The following is a 23,683-nucleotide window of genomic DNA, read 5'->3' on the forward strand; positions in this document are numbered from 1 at the left end:
TATAATCAAAAATTAGGCAAATGCTTGATATGTTATCGTATGATAATCGCCTAAGATAGGTGACTTGATTTTCTAAGCTCAAGATGAGGAAAGGGGAGAAGCATGGATATTGTTTTTTATTTAGCATTTATGATGATTGTCGGAGCTGCAATTGGGGGAGTAACGAACTCATTAGCGATTAAAATGTTGTTCCGTCCGTATCATCCGATTTACATAGCGGGAAAGCGCCTGCCGTTTACTCCCGGTTTAATTCCAAAGCGCCGGGAAGAGCTCGCTTATCAGATGGGACGAATGGTTGTTGAACATTTGTTAACTCCAGAAGGAATACGAAGAAAATTAACAGAGCAAACATTTATACAAGGTGTTGTGAAATGGGCACAAGAAGAAGGGGAAAAATGGCTCAGCAGTGATAAGACAATTGGCGAACTCGTTACGTTGCTTGGAGTAAAGCAGCCTGAGGAAATGATTCAAAGGCGAATAACTTCCTTGGTGGAAACGAAATATGAACAGTGGATGAAGGAAATCCGTTCCAAAACGATTCATGAAGCCTTTCCTGCTGAATTGCATGCGAAAGTAGAAGCAACATTTCCGGCGCTTGCCAACTACATTGCCGATAAAGCCATTGATTATTTTAACAGTGAGGAAGGAAAACAGCGTATTGATCGAATGGTTGGTGATTTCTTGTCAGGACGCGGCATGTTGGGAAATATGCTGCAAATGTTTCTCGGCAATGTGAGTTTAGCGGATAAAATTCAGCCGGAAATTATCAAGTTTTTAAATAATGAAGGAACAAAAGAGTTATTGGCGAATCTTTTAGCAAAGGAATGGGACAAGCTGAAAGCATATAAACTCGCTGATGTTGAGGCGTGGATCGGTAAAGAAAGAGCAATGGATTTTGTAAAGAACTTCGTTGTCGAAAGCTTGGACATTGGCGAACTTTTAAACAAACCGCTTTCGACTGTTATCGCTCCATATAAGGAAACAATGATTCATCATTTGATTCCGAAAGCGGTAGACGTTTTGAGCGGGTTGGTTGTTGAAAAGGTTGATACGATCATTCAACGTTTGCAGTTAGAAGAGATTGTCCGCTCACAAGTCGAAACGTTTTCCGTAGAGCGTTTAGAGGAGATGATTTTATCCATTTCAAAACGGGAATTTAAAATGATTACTTATTTAGGCGCGCTTCTAGGCGGGATTATTGGCATCATACAGGGAATTGTCGGGTTAATCATTAGTTAAAGTTGACATACTGCCGTTCTCCTGTTCATATAATCCAATAGGAGAACGGCAGGAATTTTTATGAGGAGGATTTTTATGTCTATTTATGAAGTTGCTTACAACTTGGAAAAGGCGATTCGTCAAAGCGAAGAGTTTCAGCGTTTAAAAAAGATGTATGAAGAAATTCAACACGATGAAACGTCAAGCCGGATGTTCAATAACTTTCGCAACATTCAAATGCGGCTTCATCAAAAACAAATGACAGGTGAGGAGATTTTGCCAGAGGAGATTGAGCAGGCGCAAAAGGTGGCAGCGTTAGTGCAGCAACATGACAAAATTGCGCAGCTGATGGAGTTAGAACAGCGCATGAGCTTTCTAATTGCGGAATTGAACAAAATTGTGTTGAAGCCTCTTGAAGAGTTATATAACGAGTTTGAATAGGGCTGACTTATAAGTGCCAGACTTTATAGTCAATTGTTTTATCGTAATGCCAGAGTGAAAAACAGCATTCCTGTAACGAAGAAATGAGACGTATACTTCCCCCTAATGAATTTAAACACTCATGGAAATGGGTGTTCTTTTTTTGTCCTTATTGTCATAGCTATAAGTGACAAGGTAAGTGACAACAGGAAAAGGGGGATACAGCCTTGATTTATAAATTGCTTGCTCTTAACATTGACGGGACGGTTTTAAAAAATAACGGACGCCTGCAAAAAGAAACGAAAGAAGCGATTGAATTTGTCAAACAAAAGGGAGTGTATGTCACGCTATTAACGGGCCGAAATTTTTTATCAGCAAGAAAAGTCGCGAAAGCATTGAAGTTGAATGCGATGCTCGTTACGTTTCAAGGAGCGGTCATTGGAAAAACTCTCGATGAGAAAATATACGAAAAAACGATTTCTGAAGAGAAGACATTTAATATTGTTCAAGTGCTGGAGAATTTTGAGTGTAATATTCGTTTAATGCATGAACGTTACTCGATCGGTAACCGAAAAAAAATCCAAAAAAATCTCGTCGTACAAACGGTATTGTCAACGGGAGACCCGTTCGTTTATCCGACGCAATTTGTTGATTCGCTTGGAGATACGCTCCGTGATGAACCTTTAGCAGTGCCGAAAATAGACGTGTATTTTCCAAGCGAAGAAGAAAGAGACGAAGCGGCAAAAGTATTGCGCAAAGCTTTTTACGGAATTGACCTCATTATGCAGCCGAATTGGAAAATAGAGATTGTGACAAGTGGTGTCTCGAAATTAAACGGTTTAAAAAAATTAGGGGATTATTTGGGGATTTCTTTAAAGGAAATGGTCGTTATTGGCGACGGTCCAGACGATATTTCAGCGATTGAAGCGGCAGGATTAGGCGTGGCGATGGGAAATGCGCCGTCTGAAGTGAAAAGGGCAGCCGACTGGGTGACGCGTTCGAATGAACAACTAGGTGTCGCTTACATGATTAAGGAACATTTTCGCAAGCAGCAGCGTCTTGAATTTTTGCGGCAAATCAAGATTAATAGATAGTCGAAAAGAGGCTGGCAAAGGGTCAGACTCGACGGCAATATACTGTGCACTTTATTTGGCAGATGCACTTTATATCGTCGGGTCAGACCCTTATGTGACAGCTCTTTTTTCAAATACCATTGAAAAGATATCATCGTTTTCTTGACGAACTTTCGTTATCTTCTGTACACTTATATAAGTTTGACATGGAATTTCAAATGAAAGGTGATTCGATTGCGAATTCAAATCAATGGGTTGCATCATGTGGAAAAGTTTCAGCGACCGCTTGAAGTGATAACGGATTTATTTTTTGAGGAAAATGAAATCTCACTCTTATCGATAGATGCTCCAGATGTCATCGTTACTTTTGAGTTAAACGGTAATGATCCATTGCATGTTCGAGGAACGCTTCGCGAAGCAGCAACAGGAAAAACGTTTGAAGCGGGCTATGAAAAAGATTTGCGTTTGTACACAGACGAAAAAGAACGTTTTAAACAAGTGAAAAATTCCGTTTCCCACGTGTATTTAACATTGCTTCAGGAATATACAGGCCTGTTGCAGCATTGGGGCATTTTAACGGGTGTCCGCCCTGTAAAGCTTTTGCATCAAAAGCTGCAATCCGGAATTTCTAAGGAAGAAGCACATAAACAATTGCGGGAAGACTATTTAGTAACAGATGAAAAAATTCGTCTCATGCAGCAAATTGTTGACCGGCAGCTGGCGGTCGTGCCTGATTTATACCATTTGGCACATGAAGTGAGTATTTATATCGGCATTCCGTTTTGTCCGACGAAATGCGCGTATTGCACGTTCCCGGCTTATGCGATTAACGGGCGCCAAGGCTCTGTTGATTCGTTTTTAGGCGGGCTTCATTATGAAATGAGGGAGATTGGCCGCTTTTTAAAAGAGCGCGGCATTAACATCACAACGATTTATTACGGCGGCGGCACACCGACAAGCATTACCGCGGAAGAAATGGACATGCTTTATGAAGAGATGTACGAATCATTTCCAAATGTAGAGCGCGTCCGCGAAATTACTGTGGAAGCCGGGCGTCCCGATACGATTACCCCGGAGAAACTGGAAGTGCTCAAAAAGTGGAACATCGACCGAATCAGCATCAATCCGCAATCATACATTCAAGAAACGTTAAAAGCGATCGGCCGCCATCATACGGTGGAAGAAACGATTGAAAAGTTTCATCTCGCGCGCAGCATGGGCATGAACAACATTAACATGGATTTAATTATCGGTCTTCCGGGAGAGGGAGTAGAAGAATTTAACTACACATTGGCGGAAACAGAAAAATTAATGCCGGAATCATTGACCGTTCATACGCTGTCATTTAAGCGCGCTTCCGAAATGACGAAAAACAAAGAAAAATACAAAGTTGCTGACCGAGATGAAATCAGCATGATGATGAAAAATGCGCAACAGTGGACGAAGCAGCATGGTTACGTTCCTTATTACTTATATCGCCAAAAAAATATTCTTGGCAACCTTGAGAATGTCGGCTACGCACTTCCAGGGCAAGAAAGCATTTATAACATTATGATTATGGAAGAGAAGCAATCGATCATTGGGCTCGGCTGCGGTGCATCGAGCAAATTTGTTCATCCAGAGACAGGGAAAATCACGCGCTTTGCCAATCCGAAAGAACCGAAAGCTTATAATGATAATTATGTGTATTATACGGAAGAAAAGCTAAAGATAATGAAAGAAATATTTTAACATGAAAGGCTGGCCTGACTGTCAGATCAATGGTTTTTACGGGAGGTCAGACATTTTGGAGCCAGCCTTTATTCATGACTATGAGATGATAATGTGGAAAATGATTAGCATACTAGCCATCAATAACATTCCAATATGGGCGAAACGAATGGAAGAATTCGCTTTATTTTTGGCAAGCATCATACCGATAACGGCTGCTGTAATCATCAATCCAGCAGCGGCGATTCCCGCATATTCACGGAGTGTCAATTCTCCTTCTGCCATATACATTAATATCCCATGTATGGAAGCTAATGTAACGGCAGCTGCCCCGATTGGAATATGCCACTTTGTAAGTGTTCTTAATAGATTGATAAATAATGATTTCCCATTTGGAATTGTTTTTGTAAAAAAGGAAATTTTCCGCCGTAAAGGAAAAAGAGTTCCGGCAGCGACTGTGGCAGCAACCGCTCCCCATCCTAATAATTCTCCACCTTCTTCAACAAAGGCTTCATTTTCGTTTTCTTCTTCATGCCCCTCATATTCTTCATATTCTTCATCATCAGCAAAAACAGGAATCGCTTGTCCGTAAGCGATATTGAGCATAAAAATAAACACGGACACCATCATTAATTTTTTCATAAACTCCACTCCCTATTTTGAAGTTATTGAATAGGCTGCGGAAGCGTAACGATAAAACAACTTCCTTTTCCTTCTTCGCTCTGTACGCTGATTGTTCCACCATGAGTGTCAACAATCCATTGTGCAATCGAAAGGCCAATCCCATTTCCTTCAAGTTGGCGTGATCGCGCTTTACTTACGCGGTAAAATCGTTCAAAGATGTGATGCAGATGTTCTTTCGGTATGCCGATCCCCGTATCGTTTATTTCGATTTTTATATTTTGCGATTCACGCGATATCATAATGCGAATGAGTCCATTTTCGACATTGTACTTTACGGCATTATCGAGCAAAATAAGAAGCAGCTGCGTAATTCTCTCTTTATCCCCGTACATTGTTATTCCTTCTTGTATATTCGTGAGAAATTCAATATTTTTTTGTTCCGCCCAAGGGAGGCATTTCCTTATCAATTCATTAATAATCGGCTCAAGCTCAAACCATTGTTTATTCAACTCGACAGCATCGGCATCGGAGCGGGCGAGCAGCAATAAGTCATTAATTAATTTTGTCATTCTTTTTACTTCATCTTTCATATCATCTAATACTAGCAAGGAAAATTCGCCCATTTTCTCTCTTTCATCCGCTTCGATGACTTCAAGGGATGATTGGAAAATACTAAGCGGTGTACGCAGCTCATGGGAGGCATTGGCAACAAACTCTTTTTGTTTCTGAAAAGACTTGGCTATTGGCACCATCGCTTTTCCGGACATATAGTAGCCGAGCAAAGCAGACAGACCGATAAATACGAGCGAAATTAAGCTTAATATCATTAATGAAGTTTTTACAACATAGGTTTGCATTGTAATATTTGTTCCGGTATAAATCGTTCCAATATATACCCCATTTTTAAATACGGATTTTCCGGAAAGCAGCAATGATATTGTTTTTCCGTTTTGCATTTTGATTGTTTCATGGCGCACTTCTTCGTTTTGCGGAATCCATCCGTGAATCGTTTTTAGTATATTTTCGCGCAACTCTGGAAAAGATTCGTCTCCGTCTAGTATCTCCCCGTTCCGCGTTATGACATAATAGAAAAATGGAGCTTCTGGATTGTACTCAAGATAATCATTTCTCGCTTTGTTACTGCTTACATTTTTGGCATGATCATACCAATGAAAAAGCTCGTTTTTATGTTCAGCATATTCTGCCTCAGCTAATGTAATCACTTGCTCTTTTTGTTTATTTGTAATTAGCGATGACAGCAGGCTGTAACTGATGACTGTGAACGATATTAAAAAGATAACGATAAGACTTGTAAAAAGAAGAGTGAGACGGAAGCGGATTTTTTTAAACATTTTGTCGTTCATCGCTAAGCTTATAACCTACCCCTCGAATATTTTGAATAAGCGTACCGTCATCCCCAAGTTTTTTTCGTAAAAGACGAATAAAGGAGTCGATATTATTGCTTGTAATATTAGCGTCTAACCCCCAAATTCGTTCAATAATCAGTTCGCGGGGCAAAATTTGATTCGGATTGCGCATAAATAATTCCATTAATTGAAATTCGCGGTTTGTTAATGAAATTTTTTTACCTCCTTTTTTGATAGAGTATTCACTTAGATGAAGAGATAAGTCTCCTAGAGAAAGTTTTTCGGTTTGAAATGGTTTTGTTGCTCTTCTGGCGAGAGCACGAATTCGGGCAAGAAGTTCGGAAAATTCAAATGGTTTGACAATATAGTCGTCCGCTCCTAAGTCTAGGCCTTTCACCCGATCTTCAAGTGCATCTCTCGCTGTCAGCATGAGAATAGCTCCGTTAAAGCCTTCCTTGCGCAATGTTTTGCAAACTTCGGTTCCTTCTTTAATTGGCATCATCCAATCGAGAATTAATAAATCATAACTTGCTTGTTTCGCAAAATAATATGCATCTTCCCCGTTTTGCACCCAATCAACAGTATGATTTTCTTTTTTCAGCATATGAACAATCAGCTTGCCAAGCCGCATATCATCTTCTGCCAAGAGAATATACATCTTTCCCACCTTCATTGTGATGATTTTTTAAATGTTTTGGCGGTTTTGTAAGAAAACGAAAAATCATTAATAATAAAAAAATGGATATACTGCTGATATAAATGATTTTCACCCATGTTTCATCTGCGTCGCTTCCAACAAACATTCCGTGTATACTTGCAAAGATAAAGTTTGGCAAAATAAGAAGATGGACGGTTTTCCATATATTTCGCCCTACTTTTTTTAGTAAATCGCTTGTTAAAAATAGGAGAAACATTGAATAAAAAGAGATGATTCCTAATCCTGTAAAAAAAGGTTTATATTTTGCAAGGAACGGTACAAAAATTTCGAGTAGCGAAAATGGCTGATAACGATCAAAGTAGAGTAAAAAGCCGTGCAAAAATGCGAACAAAAATGCGAGCCATCCAGCTGTTTGATGGATGACAAGAAAGTGCTTGCCGATATTTCTTGGGATGATGCTCATATTTTGCATGATGCCAAAGCAGATAGATATAAAAAGGAGAAAATAGGCGCTTAATCCAGAAGCGCGAATCCATTCCCAAGTAGAAAATTCAATCATCTTTAAATCGCCAGCCTTTCAATATAACGCGAAATAGAAGGAGTTATAAGCAACTCTCTGCTTTCGGTCACGATCATACACGCTGATTGCGGAAATTTTTCTTTTAACCATTGCACACCTTGACGAGAAGGAAGCATGCAAAGTACTTTCGCAATCACTTCTGCTTCTGAGACGCACTCAGCAAAAACGGTTGCCTGGACAACATCGCTGACCGGATTTTTTCCAGTCTGGCCGTTAATGATATGATGAACGGTGTCTCCGTTTACTTTCCAGCTTCGGTAAAGAACATTGGATGTTGCGATTGCGCCGGAAGAAATAAAAAATTGTGCGATATCTTCGTTTTCTGCAAAAGGATTTGCAACTCCTATTTTTCTGCCGGCATCTCCCCAAATGAACATATCACCTCCCGCATCAATAACTCCAGCGTTTATCCCTAAGTCTCTTAATAAATGGTATGCTTTATCGACACTCCAGCCTTTGCCGATTCCTCCAAGGTCAATTTCCTCGGTTGTATGTTTGATTACAGCTTTTAATGCGGGAAAAAACGACAAGCTGTTTGCAGACGGCACACGAAATAAATCAATATTTTCTTTATGTTCGGGTAAAAAATGCTGCTTGTGAAAAGATTGCGTATAACCTATATTTTTCATGATAGTTCCTACAAATGGGTTAAAATAAAATTCCGTCTTTACCGCATATTCGAACGCTGTTTGCAGGACGTCATAGAGAATAGGGTGAATTTGTATCACTGTCTCAGCAGGGACCTGATTTAATTTAGTTAATTCGCTGTCATCTAGGAAACGGGAGCAAATCTTTTCAAAAGTAGTAAACCAAGTTTGCACAAGCAGCTTCCAGTTGAGCGACCGCTTGTACTCTATTACTCGAACATTAATAGCCGTTCCCATACCGTTCATTGATAATGATTGTTCTTCACCCATTGTTATGATCTCCTTGTCCGGTTTTCTGCCGGCTGCAATCGGGAAGTTTGTGTTTTCGGTATGGCGATAATGGCTTCGTTCGAATATTCGACATCCCAATTTCCTTCATCCCAATCTAGCGACAGCAGCAGCTGCTCACGCTGTTTTTTTGCTTCATTCACTTCTACACTATTATTTTGAGATGAAACGGTTTCTTCTTTTAATGAGATTTGCGTCTTGTTTTGCTGCCCGTTGTCATGTGCGTCCGAATTGTTTACCAGCTGAAGAAAGCTTGTAAATACAGTAATACCGCCTAATCCTACAATCCATTTTGTCCATTTATTTGTTCTCATAAAGAACTTCACCTGCTTTCTAATAAACGAGTATTTGCTGTTGCTTTGTCCATGTAACTTGAAATCCTAAACTGTTCGCTAAAACGCTGATTGGAATATAAAGTTTTTGATTTTTTTCAAAAATAGGGAGAGGCATTGGTGTCTTTTTCATATTTTCGTAAGCTGCCCTTGAGCCGTTTTTTACAATCAAAAGTTTGTCATTGAGTTTGATTTCAGCTATTTTTGATGTTGAATATACAATAACTGAAGCACCTAAGTGTTGTGCCGTTTCCTCAAGCGGAACAAATAGCTGCCCTTTCATAGGAATGACGTTCGTATACAGCAAGTCTTTTTCTTTAAATTGAATTGGCACGGTTTTTTCTGAAGAGATTGGTGTTGCTGCAAATTTATCAGGTGCTTCAGGAGAGCGCGACCACTTGTACCAATATTCTTGCTTTAATGTGATTCGTTTTTCAGAAGTGCCGGTATTTTGCTCATAATAGCTACCGTTTGCATTTCTTTCTTCTTCAAATTCTTCATCATATTCTTCATCATATTCCTCCTCATACCGTTCGTCATCATCGTGATCGTACTCATCATCGTTTTCATGTTCATATTCTCCTCTTTCTTCGTATTTCTTCTCATCATCGTCAGCTTGAACGAATGCAGCATGAAATCCGGCTGTTGCTGAAATAAAGAAAATGAAACTTAGAATGGAAAAAATTTTTCTCATTGCGGTTTCCCCCTTTTTCTACTTCCTTTTGGGATTATTTTAAAAGTAAATTCTGAAAAGAAAATGAAAAAAAGGAAATAAAGATGTGCCGGAAAAATCGTTTCAACAAATAAAAGGGGCTGACCCAAAGGCAAGTGTCAGACCCCGAAATACAGTATAATAGGACATAATATTGGATAAATGAGCTATATATGTGAATACATGTGAAATACATGTGAGGTCAGACACTTACGGGCAAGCCCCTTTTTAACGATGGAAAAGAATCAATTTGCCGCTTGAAGATGTACAGCGGTATGTTTTTTCGTGGCAGTTTTTTTCTCTTAGCTTCTGTTCGCCGATTTTTTTTGCTTCCTCTTCGCTCGCTGCTTCAAAAGTTTCGTCTAACAACTTTTCGCCGTTTTTCTCAAATACCGTTAACGTATATGTTTTCATCGGCGCTTCCCTCCTTGATGATTGGTTTTCACTGACTACTATTCTTTTTATTTTCGCAATTTTCCTTCAAAAAAGATGGAACTTTTCGTTAAAATAAACGTGTAATATAATGTTGGAATTTTTGGTGTTTATTAACAAATGTGAAGTTGAGAGGAGTTTTTATGTATGAGCTTGCGCTTGCAAAATGTGATAAAACGGTTTGGGGATTTTACGGCAGTTGACCATTTGACACTGGAAATTCCTGAGGGGGAAATGTTCGGCTTTTTAGGGGCAAACGGTGCCGGCAAAACAACAACGTTCCGCATGATATTAGGATTATTAGACCCGACAGAGGGAGAGATTACGTGGAACGGTGAGCCGATTGATTATGCAAGCAGCCACCTCATTGGTTATTTGCCGGAAGAACGGGGATTGTATCCGAAATTGAAAGTAAAAGAACAACTTATATATCTGGGCCGATTACGTGGACTTGGCAAGCCAGCCATTATAAAAGAAATGGAACATTGGCTGGAGCGGTTTAAAGTACCCGATTATGCGAACAAGCGGGTAGAAGAACTGTCAAAAGGAAATCAGCAAAAAATTCAATTTATTGCTTCCGTCATTCATAAACCGAAGCTGCTCATCTTAGATGAACCTTTCAGCGGACTCGATCCCGTGAATGTAGAACAATTAAAGGAAGCTGTCATTGATTTGAAAAACGCAGGAACAACCATTGTCTTTTCGAGCCATCGAATGGAGCATGTCGAAGAGCTTTGCGAGCATCTTTGTATTATGCATCGTGGCAAGCCGGTTGTGCATGGCACGTTAAAAGAGATAAAACGTTCATTCGGCAAAAAGAACGTTGTCATTCATGCGGACTTTCCGCTTAATGATTTACATGAGTTTCCCGGTGTTGTGAAAGCGAAGACGACAGCGGAAGGGATTCATCTGCAAATTGAAAATGAAGAAATTTCTCAGCGCATTTTGTCTCATATTGCTGGAAAAGGATTTATTCGCAAATTTGCTCTTGAGGAACCGTCTTTGAATGACATTTTTATTGAAAAAGTAGGTGCGTCATATGAATAAATTTTGGATTGTTTTAGCGCATACGTATTTCACAAAATTAAAATCGAAATCGTTTCTGATTACGACGATGATTACGGCTCTGCTTGTTTTTGGAGTGGCAAACTTAAATCATATTATTGAATTTTTTAGCGATGATGAAACAAAAACGGTTGCTGTTATTGATAAAACAAATAAGCTGTATGAGCCGTTAAAAGCGCAGCTGAAAACAAGCGGGAAAAAAGATATAGACTTACAAATGTTTAAAGGAACGGAAGAGAAGGCAAAAGAAAAAGTACAAAACGGAGAGTGGCAGGCGTATGTTGTTCTTGGCTATGACGATAAACAATTACCAAAGGCAGCTTATTATGCAATGACAGTAGCCGATAGTGACACGCTTTTACAATTAGAGCACGCATTGCAGCAGATCAAAACAACATTAGCGACGGCGAAAATCGGATTAAGCCCTGAACAGGTAAAGGAATTGTATGAACCGGTTGTGTTTGACAAAGTGGCATTAGAGAAAAATGCCAAAACAGAGGAAGAATTAAATCAGGCGCGTTCGCTTGTATATATTTTATTATTTGCGATTTATATTTTTGTGATTATGTACGGCAACATGATTACGATGGAAGTGGCAACGGAAAAATCGTCCCGCGTCATGGAAATATTAATTTCGAGCGCTTCGCCTGTACAGCAAATGTTTGGCAAAATTTTTGGCGTTGCGTTATTGAGTTTAACGCAGTTTATCCTCCTTTTTGTGATCGGTTATACATCGATCAAAGGAAATAGTGAGATGACCTCTATTTTTGGTTTTGAGCAAATTCCAGTTGCAACTCTTGTTTATGCCGTTGTCTTTTTCTTGCTCGGTTACTTTTTATACGCGACTTTATTCGCTTTGCTCGGTTCGCTCGTGAGCCGCATTGAAGAAGTGCAGCAAATGATTACTCCTGTTACATTATTAGTTGTTGCTGCTTTTTTTATTGCAATGTTTGGCTTGAGTGATCCAGAAGCTCCTTTCATCACAGTGACATCGTTTATTCCGTTTTTTGCGCCAATGATTATGTTTTTGCGTGTCGGGATGTTAAATGTCTCGATATGGGAAGTTGCTTTAAGCATTGGTTTATTAGTAGCGACAATCAGTTTCTTCGCCTATTTTGGGGCAAAAGTATATCGCGGCGGCGTGTTGATGTACGGAAAAACGACATCGTTCAAAGACATTAAAAAAGCGCTGCAACTGACGAAAAAATAGTGATAAATCAAGGCTCGCTTTCGCCAAATTGGCAAGCCGAGCCTTTTGCTTTTATCGTAGTCATTATTTGCATAATAGGCTCATGTGATATAATGAATATACGTTGAACGCGAAACGGAGGAGAATAGCTTGACAAAAGGAATTATTCATTACGAAGTCGGCCAGCAGGTCGATATTTATTTGCTTATCAAAACGGTGACAAAAGGCATTGCCAGCAACGGTAAACCGTTTTTAACGCTGATTTTGCAAGATAAAACCGGCGAAATTGAAGCAAAGCTGTGGGATGCGTCTCCGGAAGATGAGGCTGTGTATGTGCCGGAAAGCATCGTCAAAGTGTTTGGTGATATTAATAATTACCGCGGCCGAACACAGCTGAAAATTCGAAACATCCGCCCGGCAAACAGCAGTGATCCAGTGCGGGTTGCCGACTTTCTTGAAGTGGCGCCGATGAAGCGGGAAGAAATGATTGATAAAATTACAAAATATATTTTTGAAATGAAAAACCCAAATATTCAACGAATTACAAGACATTTATTAAAAAAATATCAAAACGAATTTCTTGAATATCCAGCGGCAACGAAAAATCATCACGAATATATTTCAGGTTTGGCGTATCACGTTGTTTCTATGCTTGACTTAGCAAAAGCGATTGCTAATCTTTATCCGTCATTAGATAAAGATTTATTATATGCCGGCGTCATTTTGCATGACCTTGGAAAAGTGATTGAGTTATCGGGGCCGATTTCGACAACGTATACAGTAGCAGGAAATTTGCTCGGACATATCTCGATTATGGTTAATGAAATTGGCAAAGCAGCTGAACATTTAGGAATTACCGGTGAAGAAGTGGTGATCTTGCAGCATATGGTACTTTCTCATCATGGCAAGGCAGAGTGGGGAAGTCCAAAACCGCCGATGGTGAAAGAAGCAGAAATTCTTCACTATATTGATAATTTAGATGCGAAGATGAATATGCTTGATCGTGCGCTCGAAAAAGTAAAGCCAGGCGAGTTTACCGAGAAAATTTTTGCGCTTGATAATCGTTCTTTCTACAAACCGACGTTTCATCAGTGAAAAGACGCTGTCTTAAAAGCAAGGTCAGACCCCTCCGCCATGATATGTAGTGTATGACATTAGCTGAAATACATTATATATCATGATTAGTATGTGAGGTCAGACCCTTATAAGACAGCTTTTTTATGTATACAATGAAATCTAACTGCGTATAGTTGAAGTAAGACAAGTTTACAAGGGGGGATTATCGGTGCTGAGCGTGCCTTGGTGGATTTATTTAGTCCTGATGGGAATCGTTGTAAGCGGCTATATGACGATTCGCACAGCGAAAAAAGACCGGGAAATTGACGCAGCTTTTATTGAAAAAGAAGGAGAAGTATATATAGAACGGATTAGGGAAGAAAGAGAGCGCCGGCAGCAGATAAAAAGGATGACCTAAAAACAAAATGTCGGCCTCCTCAATGATCATATATAGGGCACGACACAGTTATATATTATGGATGCGTGCAAGGTCAGATACTTAGCGGTCTGATCCTTTATTTTTTTGTGTAATTTATTCAAAATTCTCTTTATTTTTTATGATTTCATGTTAGGATAATAGTAACTGTTATTCACTAAAGAGATAAAGCGGGGGATTGAACGTGAAACGAGCATACAATTTTAACGCAGGACCGTCTGCATTGCCGCTTCCGGTGTTACAACGCGCACAGGAAGAATTGCTTAATTTTCAAAATACCGGTATGTCAGTGATGGAATTGAGCCATCGCAGCAAAGAATATGATGAGGTGCACAACAAAGCAAAACAGTTATTAAGAAAGCTCATGAACATTCCTGACACACATGACATTTTATTTTTGCAGGGCGGAGCGAGCCTGCAATTTTCAATGGTACCAATGAATTTGCTTCATGAAGGGAAAGTTGCCAACTATGTACTGACGGGAGCATGGTCGGAAAAAGCGTTAAAAGAGGCAAAAAAAATTGGTGAGACGCATGTCGCTGCATCAAGCAAAGAAGCCAACTATACACACATTCCGGCATTGGAACATATTCAGCTTTCTGAGCGGACCGCTTATTTACATATTACATCGAACAATACGATTTTCGGCACGCAGTGGCATGAGTTTCCTGATTTACCTGTCGATTTAATTGCCGATATGTCGAGCGATATTTTAAGCCGGGAAGTTGATGTGAAAAAGTTTGCATTGATTTATGCGGGAGCACAAAAAAACTTGGGACCATCCGGTGTTACCGTCGTTATTATTCGAAAAGACTTGCTTGAAAACATTCCTGATCATCTCCCGACAATGCTGAACTACAATACTTACAGCTCAAGCAATTCGTTATACAATACGCCGCCGACATTCGCCATTTATATGCTTTCTCTTGTGCTTGAATGGGTGGATGAGCAAGGCGGGATCAGCATCATTGAAAAACGCAATAAAGAAAAGGCAGATATTTTATATCGCTGCATTGACGAAAGCAAAGGCTTTTACTCACCGCATGCAGAAAAGGGAAGCCGTTCGTTTATGAATGTAACGTTTACATTGCCGAATGATGAGTTGACGAAAACGTTTTTAGCGGAAGCAAAAGAACGGGGATTTGTCGGGCTGGCTGGCCACCGTTCCGTCGGCGGCTGCCGCGCGTCTATCTATAATGCCGTTCCGCTTGAAGCGTGTGAAGCGTTAGCTGATTTTATGAGAGAATTTCAACAAAGATTTATTTGAAATTTTTTCTTTTTACTATATTTCACTATAGATTATAAAGTGTTATAATAAACCTAAGTTTCCCGCAATAGGCATCGAGGGCACTATTGGGGAAATGAACAGCTAGATTAGATGAGGAGAGATGAGAAATGAATACGAGAGTTTTAGTTTCACTTGCGTTGTTAGTTGGAATCGGAGCAGTTCTGCATGCGGTCATTCCCGGATTTTTCTTTGGCATGAAGCCGGATATGATGCTGACGATGATGTTCCTTGGCATTTTGCTTGTTCCTTCGAAAAAAACAGTTGGTTTATTAGGAATCGTAACAGGAATTATTTCCGGTGTGACGACGAGTTTTCCGGGGGGCTTGCTTCCGAACATGGTTGATAAACCGATTACCGCCATTGTTTTCGCAGCGCTGCTTTTACTTGTGAAAAAATACAGCCAGTCGGTCATAGCGGCAGCCATTTTGACCGCTGTCGGTACGGTTGTATCCGGTGCCGTATTTTTAACAGCGGCATTATTGCTTGTCGGTCTTCCAGGTGGCGCGACTTTTTCAGGGTTATTTGCAGCTGTTGTTTTACCGGCCGTGGTTGTCAATACAATCGCTATGGTGATTATATATCCAATTGTTCAATCGATTTTCAAACGCGCCAACTTGGCTGCTCAACCGTAGCATAATAAAAAACCCGATCTTTATGGTCGGGTTTTTCACTGTTTTCTTTTAAAAATACTGAAAAGACCAGCCAATTAGAATGCATAAAAGCGCACCCGTTATATACAAACCTATTTTTTTCTTCAATACTTGCTTTGGCGGGTACATTCTTGCTTTATTTAACGAAAGAAACGTCGTGATAGCTAAGTAAGAAAAAATGGCGCTTATCATATAGAAAATGGATATTGCGTAAATCATTGGTATCTCCCCTTTTTACTACTTACTGTATGTAATTTCATTGCTAACTATGAATAAGACAAGACGACTATTTTTCTAATAAAACAAAAGAAAATTTCATAAGCTGATAGAATACAATCATTGAATAAAAGTAATTAGCGATTTTCGATGCTGATTTATCTATTTAAAAATTCAAAAATTTTTTTCTTTATTAATCTTTATTTTATTGGCATAATAGATAATAAAAATATAGATATGGTGAGGGAAGAGTGGGTGGAAAGATGAAAGGTACAGAGCGAAACTATTCTATAAAAGAGGCGATGTTATTCAGTCAGCGTATTGCCCAGTTGAGCAAAGCGCTATGGAAATCAATTGAAAAAGATTGGCAGCAATGGATTAAACCATTTGACCTTAATATTTAATGAACATCATATTTTATGGATCGCTTATCATTTAAAAGGGGCGTCTATTTCAGAAATTGCTAAATTTGGTGTCATGCACGTTTCCACGGCTTTTAATTTCTCGAAAAAACTAGAAGAGCGGGGGTTGTTATCTTTTTCCAAGAAAGAAAGTGACAAACGAAACACCTATATTGAACTGACAGAAAAAGGCGAAGAGATTTTGCTGAAATTGATGGAATCGTATGATCCAACGCAAAATGCAGTATTTAACGGAGCTTTACCTTTACGTGATTTGTACGGAAAGTTTCCAGAAATTTTAGAAATGATGTGTATTATCCGCAATATATATGGCGATGATTTTATGCAAATTTTTGAAAAATCATTTGAGAATATCGAAAACGATTTTGTTGAAAAGAACGGCAAATTGCTTAAGCGCAAAGAAAGCAAAGAAACCAAAGAGGAACCGGTAACTCATTCATAAATCATTCAAGTCGGCAATGATTTTCTTAAATTCTTGCATAAGCGGTACAAACATATTTTGGCGCAGCAAAGCGTCAATCGTTTGTTCGAGCGGAAGCTTAGGGTGAAGCATTCCGGCAAATTGAGTAAGGAGCGGGGTGAACACAATAAGACCTTCCGCTTTCTGTTTTTCGTACTCTTCACTTAATTGCTGGCATAGCTGGATGACTTCGTCTGCTTCTTCTTTTGCTAAGTTTGCTTTTATAATGAGTTGATAAAATGGTTTTTTCGTTCCATCGATCATTTCCAATAATAAAGATTGGTGATATTCTAATTTCGCGATTCGTTCTTCGAGTGTATCCATAACGGTACTCCTTTAATTAGGCAATCTGTCATTATCATGTATATTTTACCTAAATTGCTGTCAACAACCAATAGGGAATTATCGTGAAGGCCATATTGATTTCTTTTATAAAACGTTGTAAAGTAAATGAGTCATCTATTTTGTCGGGGAAGATAGGAGGGGAGCAAACTTGGCATTGTATTTTATCCCTCTTGCTGTTGTCATTTTATTCTATATTAATAAACTGACAAATACACTTTGTGTCCAAAGGGAAATTCCCGAAGACAAACAGCCAAAAGTGTTTCGGACGATTAATGTACTTATTACCATCTTGCTTATTACTTCTTATATTGAGGTACTATTTACATAGAAAAAAGGGCTGACCTATAATGTCTGACCTCACGGATAACTCATAATATTATAATGTTCTATCCGTTGCGATGTCCTATAATATTATGATGTGGGGTCTGACACTTACTTTTTTGGGTCAGCCTGTTTTTGTTTATCTTAATTAATATAAGCACGCACAACCAACGATAATTAATAAGATAAACAATACAACGATTAACGCAAAGCCGCCTGCATAACCTGCGCTCATCTACAGCACCTCCTTTCGTTGAAGGGAGAGTTCTTTTGAATATTTAGCGTATTTGATGAACGAGACACTTTATCATATGTAAATTAATGAATTTGCGTATAGGCAAATTACATAGTTGGCAAAAGGAGTAGGAAAAAATTTTTTTATCTTGAACAAATATGATATAGTTATTGTTGTGATTTTTGTCACGTAAAAAATTTGGAATGTAGGAGTTGTGAAAAGAATGAAAAAGTGGGTTCTTGCTTTATCGACTGCTGCTTCTCTTTTTGCTTTATCTGCCTGCAATGGCGGAGATTCGGAAGTAATTGTAGAAACAAAAGCAGGCGATATTACAAAAGAAGAATTTTATAATGTGATGAAAGAGCGCTTTGGAAAAGATGTCATTCGCGACCTTGTGCATGAAAAAGTATTAAGCAAAGAATTTAAAGTAACCGATAAAGAGATTGAAAAAGAAATGGAAAAATTAAAAAAAATGTATGGCGCGCAATATGAAATCGCTGTTCAGCAAAACGGCGAGCAAGCCATTAGAGATATGGTGAAGCTCGATCTTTTACGGCAAAAAGCAGCGATGAAGGATATTAAAGTAACAGAAGAAGAAATGAAAAAGTATTATGACGAATACAAGCCAAAGATAAAAGCAAGCCATATTTTAGTGGATGATGAAAAAACAGCAAACGAAATTAAAGCAAAGCTTGATAAGGGAGAAGATTTTGCAAAGCTTGCGAAAGAATATTCTAAAGATCCGGGATCTGCGGAAAAAGGCGGCGATTTAGGATGGTTTGGCTCAGGAGAAATGGTGAAAGAATTTGAAGATGCGGCATATGCGTTAAAAGCAGGAGAAATCAGCAAACCAGTAAAATCGGAATATGGTTACCACATTATTAAAGTAACCGATAAAGAAAAGAAAAAATCCTTTGAAGAAATGAAAGAAGAAATTGAGTGGGAGCTTAAGAAGAGCAAGCTCGATCCTGCGAAAGTTCAGTCTGAAGTGGAAAAATTAGTTAAGAAAGCGGACGTAAAAGTCAATGATGATCAATTAAAAGAGGTTTTTGAATCTAGTGAGAAGGAATAACGAGGCTGATTCAGAGCGAGTCATGATTGGATAAAAAAGGGATGTCTCATATGTAATAAGACATCCCTTTTTATCATTGAATGGCAGAGTGAATAGCGGAAGCGATTTCCTGCAAGTCTTCAAACGAGTACTGGCTTTGATGCGACTTCCAAACAGCTCCGAATCCGTCGCCTTTTCCATAGCGCGGGATTAAATGCATATGGAAATGGAAGACGGTTTGTCCAGCAGGCTCTTTATTGTTGTTTAAAATATTTAATCCAATTGGTGAAAAGCTTTCATTAATAGCATTCGCAATTTTTGGAACAACGGAAAACAATTTTCCGGCGATTTCCGGTGTAAGTTCAAACACATCTTTTTTATGTACCTTTGGTATCACTAATGTATGACCTTTTGTCACTTGGCTAATGTCAAGAAAAGCGATAACATGTTCATCTTCGTATACTTTTGCACACGGAATGTCCCCATTGATGATTTTGCAAAAAATGCAATCGCTCATTATATCTCATCCTTTCCTTTTCATTTTTTTATTCGTATTGTAACACAAAAAAAGAAACAGAGTGTACAGCGGATTTGTGTACACTCTGTCTGTGTGAAAAGGGGAAGAGTTTTTATAGATACCTCATTGATAAATGGGATAGGAAGTGAGTTGCTTTCTGCTTAGGTTGATCATCCCTTTATCATTGCAGGTATTTTTTAAGTCCTACAACTACAATTGATGATCTTTGATGAACACCTCATTTACGAAAGAGTTTTTATAGGCAACTGTTGAGAACTTCTAGTGTTTCTCGCGTGCCGTAGACACCTCATTTCAAAAAGTGTGTTCTTAAACTCGCAGTGTTTTGCTCACTTTGTTCAAGATGACCATCCCCTGTTTCAGGTAAGGTAAAGAGAAAATGAGTGTGATACTACAGGAAGTAGTCTTTCGTAAACACCTCATTTCAATGTTCAAACATCATCCCCTCTTCGTTCATTATGATGCCCGGAAATGAAAAGACTATACGGTTTTTTTGCAGATATTTTTGGAAAGGAGCTTCTTGCTTTGATACAATAAAAATAAATCATGGGATTAGAGAGGATAAAGGAAATATGACATTGCTTGAAGTGCAAAACCTTTACGGAGGATATACAAATAAAAACGTGCTTGAAGATGTTTCATTTGTTGTAAACCGGAAGGAAATCGTCGGGCTTATCGGCTTAAACGGAGCCGGGAAAAGCACAACGATCAAACATATTATCGGACTGATGGAACCGAGAAAAGGAACGGTTTCGATTAATGGAAAGACGTTCGCTGACGATCCGGCTGCCTACCGTTCCCAATTTACGTACATACCGGAAACGCCGATTCTTTACGATGAGTTGACGTTACAGGAACATTTGGAATTGACAGCGATGGCATACGGCTTAAATAAACACGAATATGAGCAGCGATTAGAGCGGCTGTTAAAAGAATTCCGGATGGAGAAAAAGTTAAAATGGTTTCCTGCCCATTTTTCGAAAGGCATGAAGCAAAAAGTCATGATTATGTGCGCCTTTTTAATTGAACCTCCTCTTTATATTATCGACGAGCCGTTTGTCGGTCTTGATCCGCTTGGGATTCAGTCGCTGCTTGATTTAATAAATGCGATGAAGGAAAGAGGAGCGGGGATTTTAATGTCGACTCATATTTTAGCGACAGCCGAGCGGTATTGTGATTCATTTGTCATTCTTCATAATGGAAAAATAAGAGCGAAAGGTACGCTGGAAGAGCTGCGCCAGCAATTTCAGCTGCCGTCAGCTACACTTGATCAAATTTATATCCAACTGACAAAGGAAGAAGAAGTATGATTGATGGCAAGCAGTTATGGAAACAGCGGGTCATTGCTTATTTCAACGAACTTAAGCGCTACTTGCGCTATATGCTTAATGACCATCTATTATTTATCTTGTTAATTGGAATTGGTGCAGGTGCCGTTATTTATAAACAATGGGTGAATGGATTGCCGCATGATTTCCCATTTGCATTTGTCGTTGCATTGGTTTTGGCGCCGTTTTTAACGCACAGTCCGGTGCAAACACTTTTGAAAGAAGCAGATCTCGTCTTTTTACTGCCGGCAGAAAAGCAGCTGGGTCCTTATTTTCAACGTGCCTTTCTTTTTAGCCTGATGATGCAAATATATACGCTTCTTATTGTCATTGCGGCTATTTCGCCTTTGTATATCAAATTTTCACATGTGCCAATTTGGTTTCTATTTATTGTGTTGTTGCTGCTGAAAGTTTGGAACATGTGGATGATTTGGAAAGGAAATTACTTTATTGAGCCAATGATGTATCGGTTAAGCTGGGGCGTGCGTTTGCTACTCAATTTCTTATTTATATATTTTTTGCTTGCCGAAGCGTCTATCGGTTTTACGGCAAGTTTATTCGTGATGATGCTCATATTGCTCGGCTATTTTGCAAAGGCGACAAAGCAAAAAGGATTGAAATGGGAACGTCTCATTCATCAAGATGCAAAGCGCATGATGACATTTTACCGCCTTGCGAATTTATTTACTGACGTGCCGCAGCTGAAAGAGCAGGTGAAACGCCGAAAATGGCTTGATGTATTTTTACCGCTCGTTTCGTATCGTCAAGAAAACACGTTTTTGTATTTATATATGCGGACATTTTTTCGAGCGAGCGACTATTTTGGGCTTTATATCCGCCTTATCATTATTGCCTGTCTGCTTATTTATATGGTTCCGTCTAGTTATGGAAAAAGTGCCGTGTTATTGTTTTTTATCTATGCAACAGGATTTCAGCTGTATACGTTGTCGCGCCATCATCGTACAAAAATGATACTGAAGCTGTATCCGCTTGCAAATGAACAGAAAAAAATCACATTATTAAGGTTTTTATTTACATTGCTGACCATACAAACGGTCATTTTATCTGTGTTTGTTCTGCTGACAAGCCATTTCCTTGTTGGGATGTTGTCATTTATTAGCGGAATACTATTTAGTTACCTATTTTTATTTCTATATGCACAAAAAAAATGGAGTTAGTGGAAACTTCCATCTTTTTTATCCGTAAATATGACTAAGATGACATGACAAAAAGGATGAAATGAGATGGGAACATATGACCAGCTTGTGCATAAAGAGCTTTTCTACTGGAATAAGAAAATGATGCAAAATTCAGGTTTGCTGCATCGTCTTTCAAAACGAGCACAAACAAAAGTGAATGAATTCATTCCGGAAAAGGTACATCGAGTTGTCACAGAGAGTATGAAAAAAGTGACTCAAGCTGCGCTTGTGCCGGGAATCGGCGCGGTTGTCGGTGCTGTTGCGAATTATCTTTTACTGGATCATCTTGGCGAAACAGCGATGAACTGTTATCGATTGCGGCTATTTGCAAAAGAAGGGGTCAACCCAAATACAAAGTGTTAGACCCCACAGTCATAATATAGGGTACTTAATGAGTGTGTAGCTCATTAAATACTTTGTATTATGTGTGAGGGCAGGGCAGACATTTATGGACAAGACCCATTTTTATTTAGATATCTCAGTGAAACAATGTTGTTGATTTTTTACTACTGTTGAACCTATTCCAATCGTTGAGAAAAAGACCTGTTTATCGGTTCAATTGCGTCAACGTTGTGCCACATCAGCATGATTCGCTGAATAAGTCATTTTTCTAACAATTTCATTATCATTATTACATTTCCTTCATTGCCGAAATGATTGACAATTTGATAAAATTTATTTAACATACCCACATAGGTATAAAAGGAGGGGTATGATGGAAAGCTTGATGATAAACGGAATTTTAATTGTTTTATTAGCATACTTCTTTATTACAAAAATTCTTCCGCCTAAAGGAGCTAAGCAAATTACGATAGAAGATTTAAAACAGCTGCTTGCAAGTAAAAACAACTGCCAGTTTATCGATGTAAGAACACCGATGGAATATAAAGCGCGCCGCATTAAAGAGTTTAAAAATATCCCATTGAATGAATTAAGTTCGCGGCTAGATGAACTAAATAAAGAGAAAGAAATTGTTGTCATTTGTCAAAGCGGCATGCGAAGCAATCAAGCAACTAAATTGCTTGTAAAGCACGGATTTAAAAACGTAACAAATGTAAAAGGCGGAATGAATGCGTGGAATGGATAAGACAAAAGCATCCAACTGAAATAGTTGGGTGTTTTTGTTTTGTGAATGATGATAAATATTTGATGGGCAAAGGAAGATGAAAAATGAGTAAGATTTTCACTAAAAAACGAATTGTTTTTTTCGTTATTAGTGTGTTTGTTTCGCTTTGGATAATTGGTTCATTGCAGTTAGGTAAAGAACTGTGGCTTGACCAATTTTCGTTCACCGCTGATAAAAATTCTCTTATGTATAGTGTATGTACTTTTATTACATTTTTTGGTTCGGAATGGGGGATTATTGCTGTCGGACTTATTTGGCTGTTCATTTTAGTATGGAGAAAAGATTACATAGCGATAGCAGTTACTCTAATCAGCGTCATTGGCGGCAATGAACTTAATGAATGGATGAAAGAGCTGTTTGCCAGAGAACGACCGCTAACAAACATATTGGAAGAGGGATATAGTTTTCCAAGCGGGCATGCGATGGTAGGATTCATTTTTTATGGTTTTATCGCGTATCTTTGTTATACTCATATCCCTGCAATGAAATATTTTGCCCGTTTTCTTGTTTTATTTATTTTTCTTATCGGCATAAGCCGAGTGGTGTTAGGCGTCCATTATTTATCAGATGTCATTGGTGGATTTGCGCTTGGGTATATATATTTGTTTTTCTGTGTTTTCCTTTACGAAAAAGCAAACCGTAGAGCAAAACTTTCTGCCAATCAAGAACGAGGTGTACAGATGTGATTGTACACCTCATT

The 23,683-nt window shown here is 38.8% G+C and carries 29 protein-coding genes and 1 pseudogene; 18 read left to right on the forward strand and 12 right to left on the reverse strand.

Translation table 11 applies throughout. The annotated features are described in order from the left end of the window. Positions 1 to 102: 102 nt before the first annotated feature. From B0I26_RS09035 to B0I26_RS09050, 4 genes are all read left to right on the forward strand, one after another. Positions 103 to 1,239, forward strand: coding sequence for a DUF445 domain-containing protein (locus tag B0I26_RS09035; protein WP_111645122.1), 1,137 nt, complete (start codon positions 103 to 105; stop codon positions 1,237 to 1,239). A gap of 69 nt (positions 1,240 to 1,308) precedes the next feature. After that, a complete protein-coding gene (locus B0I26_RS09040) occupies positions 1,309 to 1,659 on the forward strand; it encodes a YlbF family regulator (RefSeq protein ID WP_111645232.1) in 351 nt (116 codons plus the stop codon). A gap of 209 nt (positions 1,660 to 1,868) precedes the next feature. After that, positions 1,869 to 2,732 carry a Cof-type HAD-IIB family hydrolase gene (locus tag B0I26_RS09045; protein ID WP_181502819.1) on the forward strand — a complete coding sequence of 288 codons (864 nt, stop codon included), beginning with the start codon at positions 1,869 to 1,871 and terminating at the stop codon, positions 2,730 to 2,732. A gap of 207 nt (positions 2,733 to 2,939) precedes the next feature. Further along, positions 2,940 to 4,442, forward strand: a complete 1,503-nt coding sequence (locus tag B0I26_RS09050) for a coproporphyrinogen III oxidase (RefSeq protein ID WP_111645233.1) — start codon at positions 2,940 to 2,942, stop codon at positions 4,440 to 4,442. Between the two features lie 78 nt (positions 4,443 to 4,520). Here B0I26_RS09050 and B0I26_RS09055 read toward each other — a convergent pair whose 3' ends face one another. From B0I26_RS09055 to B0I26_RS09090, 8 genes are all read right to left on the reverse strand, one after another. Beyond that, the gene (locus tag B0I26_RS09055) at positions 4,521 to 5,063 is read right to left on the reverse strand and encodes a hypothetical protein (protein ID WP_111645124.1); all 543 of its coding nucleotides are present in this window, start codon (positions 5,061 to 5,063) and stop codon (positions 4,521 to 4,523) included. A 23-nt stretch (positions 5,064 to 5,086) separates the two neighbouring features. Further along, positions 5,087 to 6,409, reverse strand: a complete 1,323-nt coding sequence (locus tag B0I26_RS09060; protein WP_111645125.1) for a sensor histidine kinase — start codon at positions 6,407 to 6,409, stop codon at positions 5,087 to 5,089. After that, on the reverse strand, positions 6,390 to 7,070 hold the full coding sequence (locus B0I26_RS09065) for a response regulator transcription factor (protein WP_111645126.1): 681 nt from the start codon (positions 7,068 to 7,070) through the stop codon (positions 6,390 to 6,392). The genes B0I26_RS09060 and B0I26_RS09065 overlap by 20 nt, the downstream gene beginning before the upstream one ends. Then, positions 7,045 to 7,629: a ferric reductase-like transmembrane domain-containing protein gene (locus B0I26_RS09070; protein ID WP_111645127.1), complete on the reverse strand. Its 585-nt coding sequence runs from the start codon at positions 7,627 to 7,629 to the stop codon at positions 7,045 to 7,047. The genes B0I26_RS09065 and B0I26_RS09070 overlap by 26 nt, the downstream gene beginning before the upstream one ends. A 2-nt stretch (positions 7,630 to 7,631) precedes the next feature. After that, positions 7,632 to 8,567, reverse strand: a complete 936-nt coding sequence (locus B0I26_RS09075) for an FAD:protein FMN transferase (RefSeq protein WP_111645128.1) — start codon at positions 8,565 to 8,567, stop codon at positions 7,632 to 7,634. 2 nt (positions 8,568 to 8,569) lie between these two features. After that, on the reverse strand, positions 8,570 to 8,899 hold the full coding sequence (locus B0I26_RS09080) for a hypothetical protein (RefSeq protein WP_111645129.1): 330 nt from the start codon (positions 8,897 to 8,899) through the stop codon (positions 8,570 to 8,572). A 19-nt stretch (positions 8,900 to 8,918) separates the two neighbouring features. Further along, entirely contained in the window at positions 8,919 to 9,611 is a 693-nt protein-coding gene (locus B0I26_RS09085; RefSeq protein ID WP_111645130.1) for a copper amine oxidase N-terminal domain-containing protein, read from the reverse strand. Positions 9,612 to 9,857: 246 nt separating this feature from the next. After that, positions 9,858 to 10,043 carry a YhzD family protein gene (locus B0I26_RS09090; RefSeq protein WP_111645131.1) on the reverse strand — a complete coding sequence of 62 codons (186 nt, stop codon included), beginning with the start codon at positions 10,041 to 10,043 and terminating at the stop codon, positions 9,858 to 9,860. A gap of 165 nt (positions 10,044 to 10,208) precedes the next feature. Between B0I26_RS09090 and B0I26_RS09095 the strand changes: the two genes are divergently transcribed. From B0I26_RS09095 to B0I26_RS09120, 6 genes are all read left to right on the forward strand, one after another. After that, positions 10,209 to 11,108: an ABC transporter ATP-binding protein gene (locus B0I26_RS09095; protein ID WP_111645132.1), complete on the forward strand. Its 900-nt coding sequence runs from the start codon at positions 10,209 to 10,211 to the stop codon at positions 11,106 to 11,108. Beyond that, positions 11,101 to 12,336, forward strand: a complete 1,236-nt coding sequence (locus B0I26_RS09100) for an ABC transporter permease (RefSeq protein WP_111645133.1) — start codon at positions 11,101 to 11,103, stop codon at positions 12,334 to 12,336. Before B0I26_RS09095 ends, B0I26_RS09100 begins: the two co-directional genes overlap by 8 nt. Before the next feature lie 129 nt (positions 12,337 to 12,465). After that, a complete protein-coding gene (yhaM, locus tag B0I26_RS09105; protein ID WP_111645134.1) occupies positions 12,466 to 13,410 on the forward strand; it encodes a 3'-5' exoribonuclease YhaM in 945 nt (314 codons plus the stop codon). Between the two features lie 190 nt (positions 13,411 to 13,600). Further along, positions 13,601 to 13,789 carry a sporulation YhaL family protein gene (locus B0I26_RS09110; RefSeq protein ID WP_111645135.1) on the forward strand — a complete coding sequence of 63 codons (189 nt, stop codon included), beginning with the start codon at positions 13,601 to 13,603 and terminating at the stop codon, positions 13,787 to 13,789. 202 nt (positions 13,790 to 13,991) lie between these two features. Next, positions 13,992 to 15,074, forward strand: a complete 1,083-nt coding sequence (gene serC, locus B0I26_RS09115; RefSeq protein WP_111645136.1) for a 3-phosphoserine/phosphohydroxythreonine transaminase — start codon at positions 13,992 to 13,994, stop codon at positions 15,072 to 15,074. A gap of 128 nt (positions 15,075 to 15,202) precedes the next feature. Further along, entirely contained in the window at positions 15,203 to 15,727 is a 525-nt protein-coding gene (locus tag B0I26_RS09120; RefSeq protein WP_111645137.1) for a tryptophan transporter, read from the forward strand. Between the two features lie 48 nt (positions 15,728 to 15,775). Here the strand turns inward: B0I26_RS09120 and B0I26_RS09125 are convergent, their stop codons facing one another. Further along, a complete protein-coding gene (locus tag B0I26_RS09125; protein WP_111645138.1) occupies positions 15,776 to 15,964 on the reverse strand; it encodes a hypothetical protein in 189 nt (62 codons plus the stop codon). A 260-nt stretch (positions 15,965 to 16,224) separates the two neighbouring features. On the opposite strand from B0I26_RS09125, the pseudogene B0I26_RS09130 reads away from it, so the two are divergent. Beyond that, a pseudogene (locus B0I26_RS09130) lies at positions 16,225 to 16,825 on the forward strand (HTH-type transcriptional regulator Hpr). On the opposite strand, the gene B0I26_RS09135 reads toward B0I26_RS09130, so the two are convergent. After that, positions 16,820 to 17,167 (reverse strand): YhaI family protein, encoded by a 348-nt coding sequence (locus tag B0I26_RS09135; RefSeq protein ID WP_111645139.1) that lies wholly within the window; start codon positions 17,165 to 17,167, stop codon positions 16,820 to 16,822. The pseudogene B0I26_RS09130 and the gene B0I26_RS09135 overlap by 6 nt on opposite strands. 169 nt (positions 17,168 to 17,336) lie before the next feature. Between B0I26_RS09135 and B0I26_RS09140 the strand changes: the two genes are divergently transcribed. Continuing rightward, positions 17,337 to 17,516, forward strand: coding sequence for a hypothetical protein (locus B0I26_RS09140; protein ID WP_111645140.1), 180 nt, complete (start codon positions 17,337 to 17,339; stop codon positions 17,514 to 17,516). A 141-nt stretch (positions 17,517 to 17,657) separates the two neighbouring features. On the opposite strand, the gene B0I26_RS09145 is transcribed toward B0I26_RS09140, so the two are convergent. After that, positions 17,658 to 17,744, reverse strand: coding sequence for a YjcZ family sporulation protein (locus B0I26_RS09145; protein ID WP_111645141.1), 87 nt, complete (start codon positions 17,742 to 17,744; stop codon positions 17,658 to 17,660). Between the two features lie 223 nt (positions 17,745 to 17,967). Here B0I26_RS09145 and B0I26_RS09150 point away from each other — a divergent pair, with 223 nt between their 5' ends. Beyond that, entirely contained in the window at positions 17,968 to 18,816 is an 849-nt protein-coding gene (locus B0I26_RS09150) for a peptidylprolyl isomerase (protein ID WP_111645142.1), read from the forward strand. 73 nt (positions 18,817 to 18,889) lie between these two features. Here B0I26_RS09150 and B0I26_RS09155 read toward each other — a convergent pair whose 3' ends face one another. After that, complete coding sequence (locus B0I26_RS09155; protein ID WP_111645143.1) at positions 18,890 to 19,312, reverse strand: HIT family protein; 423 nt, start codon at positions 19,310 to 19,312, stop codon at positions 18,890 to 18,892. Between the two features lie 590 nt (positions 19,313 to 19,902). On the opposite strand from B0I26_RS09155, the gene B0I26_RS09160 reads away from it, so the two are divergent. The 5 genes from B0I26_RS09160 (at position 19,903) to B0I26_RS09180 (ending at position 23,669) form a co-directional block, all read left to right on the forward strand. Continuing rightward, on the forward strand, positions 19,903 to 20,640 hold the full coding sequence (locus tag B0I26_RS09160) for an ABC transporter ATP-binding protein (RefSeq protein WP_111645144.1): 738 nt from the start codon (positions 19,903 to 19,905) through the stop codon (positions 20,638 to 20,640). Then, positions 20,637 to 21,836 carry an ABC transporter permease gene (locus B0I26_RS09165; protein ID WP_111645145.1) on the forward strand — a complete coding sequence of 400 codons (1,200 nt, stop codon included), beginning with the start codon at positions 20,637 to 20,639 and terminating at the stop codon, positions 21,834 to 21,836. The genes B0I26_RS09160 and B0I26_RS09165 overlap by 4 nt, the downstream gene beginning before the upstream one ends. 66 nt (positions 21,837 to 21,902) lie before the next feature. Then, positions 21,903 to 22,220: an EcsC family protein gene (locus B0I26_RS09170; RefSeq protein WP_111645146.1), complete on the forward strand. Its 318-nt coding sequence runs from the start codon at positions 21,903 to 21,905 to the stop codon at positions 22,218 to 22,220. 352 nt (positions 22,221 to 22,572) lie between these two features. Further along, complete coding sequence (locus B0I26_RS09175; RefSeq protein ID WP_111645147.1) at positions 22,573 to 22,944, forward strand: rhodanese-like domain-containing protein; 372 nt, start codon at positions 22,573 to 22,575, stop codon at positions 22,942 to 22,944. A gap of 83 nt (positions 22,945 to 23,027) precedes the next feature. Next, positions 23,028 to 23,669 (forward strand): phosphatase PAP2 family protein, encoded by a 642-nt coding sequence (locus B0I26_RS09180; protein ID WP_111645148.1) that lies wholly within the window; start codon positions 23,028 to 23,030, stop codon positions 23,667 to 23,669. The last annotated feature ends 14 nt before the right edge of the window (positions 23,670 to 23,683 follow it).

This window comes from Paranoxybacillus vitaminiphilus (genome assembly GCF_003259935.1).
Taxonomy (GTDB): domain Bacteria; phylum Bacillota; class Bacilli; order Bacillales; family Anoxybacillaceae; genus Paranoxybacillus; species Paranoxybacillus vitaminiphilus.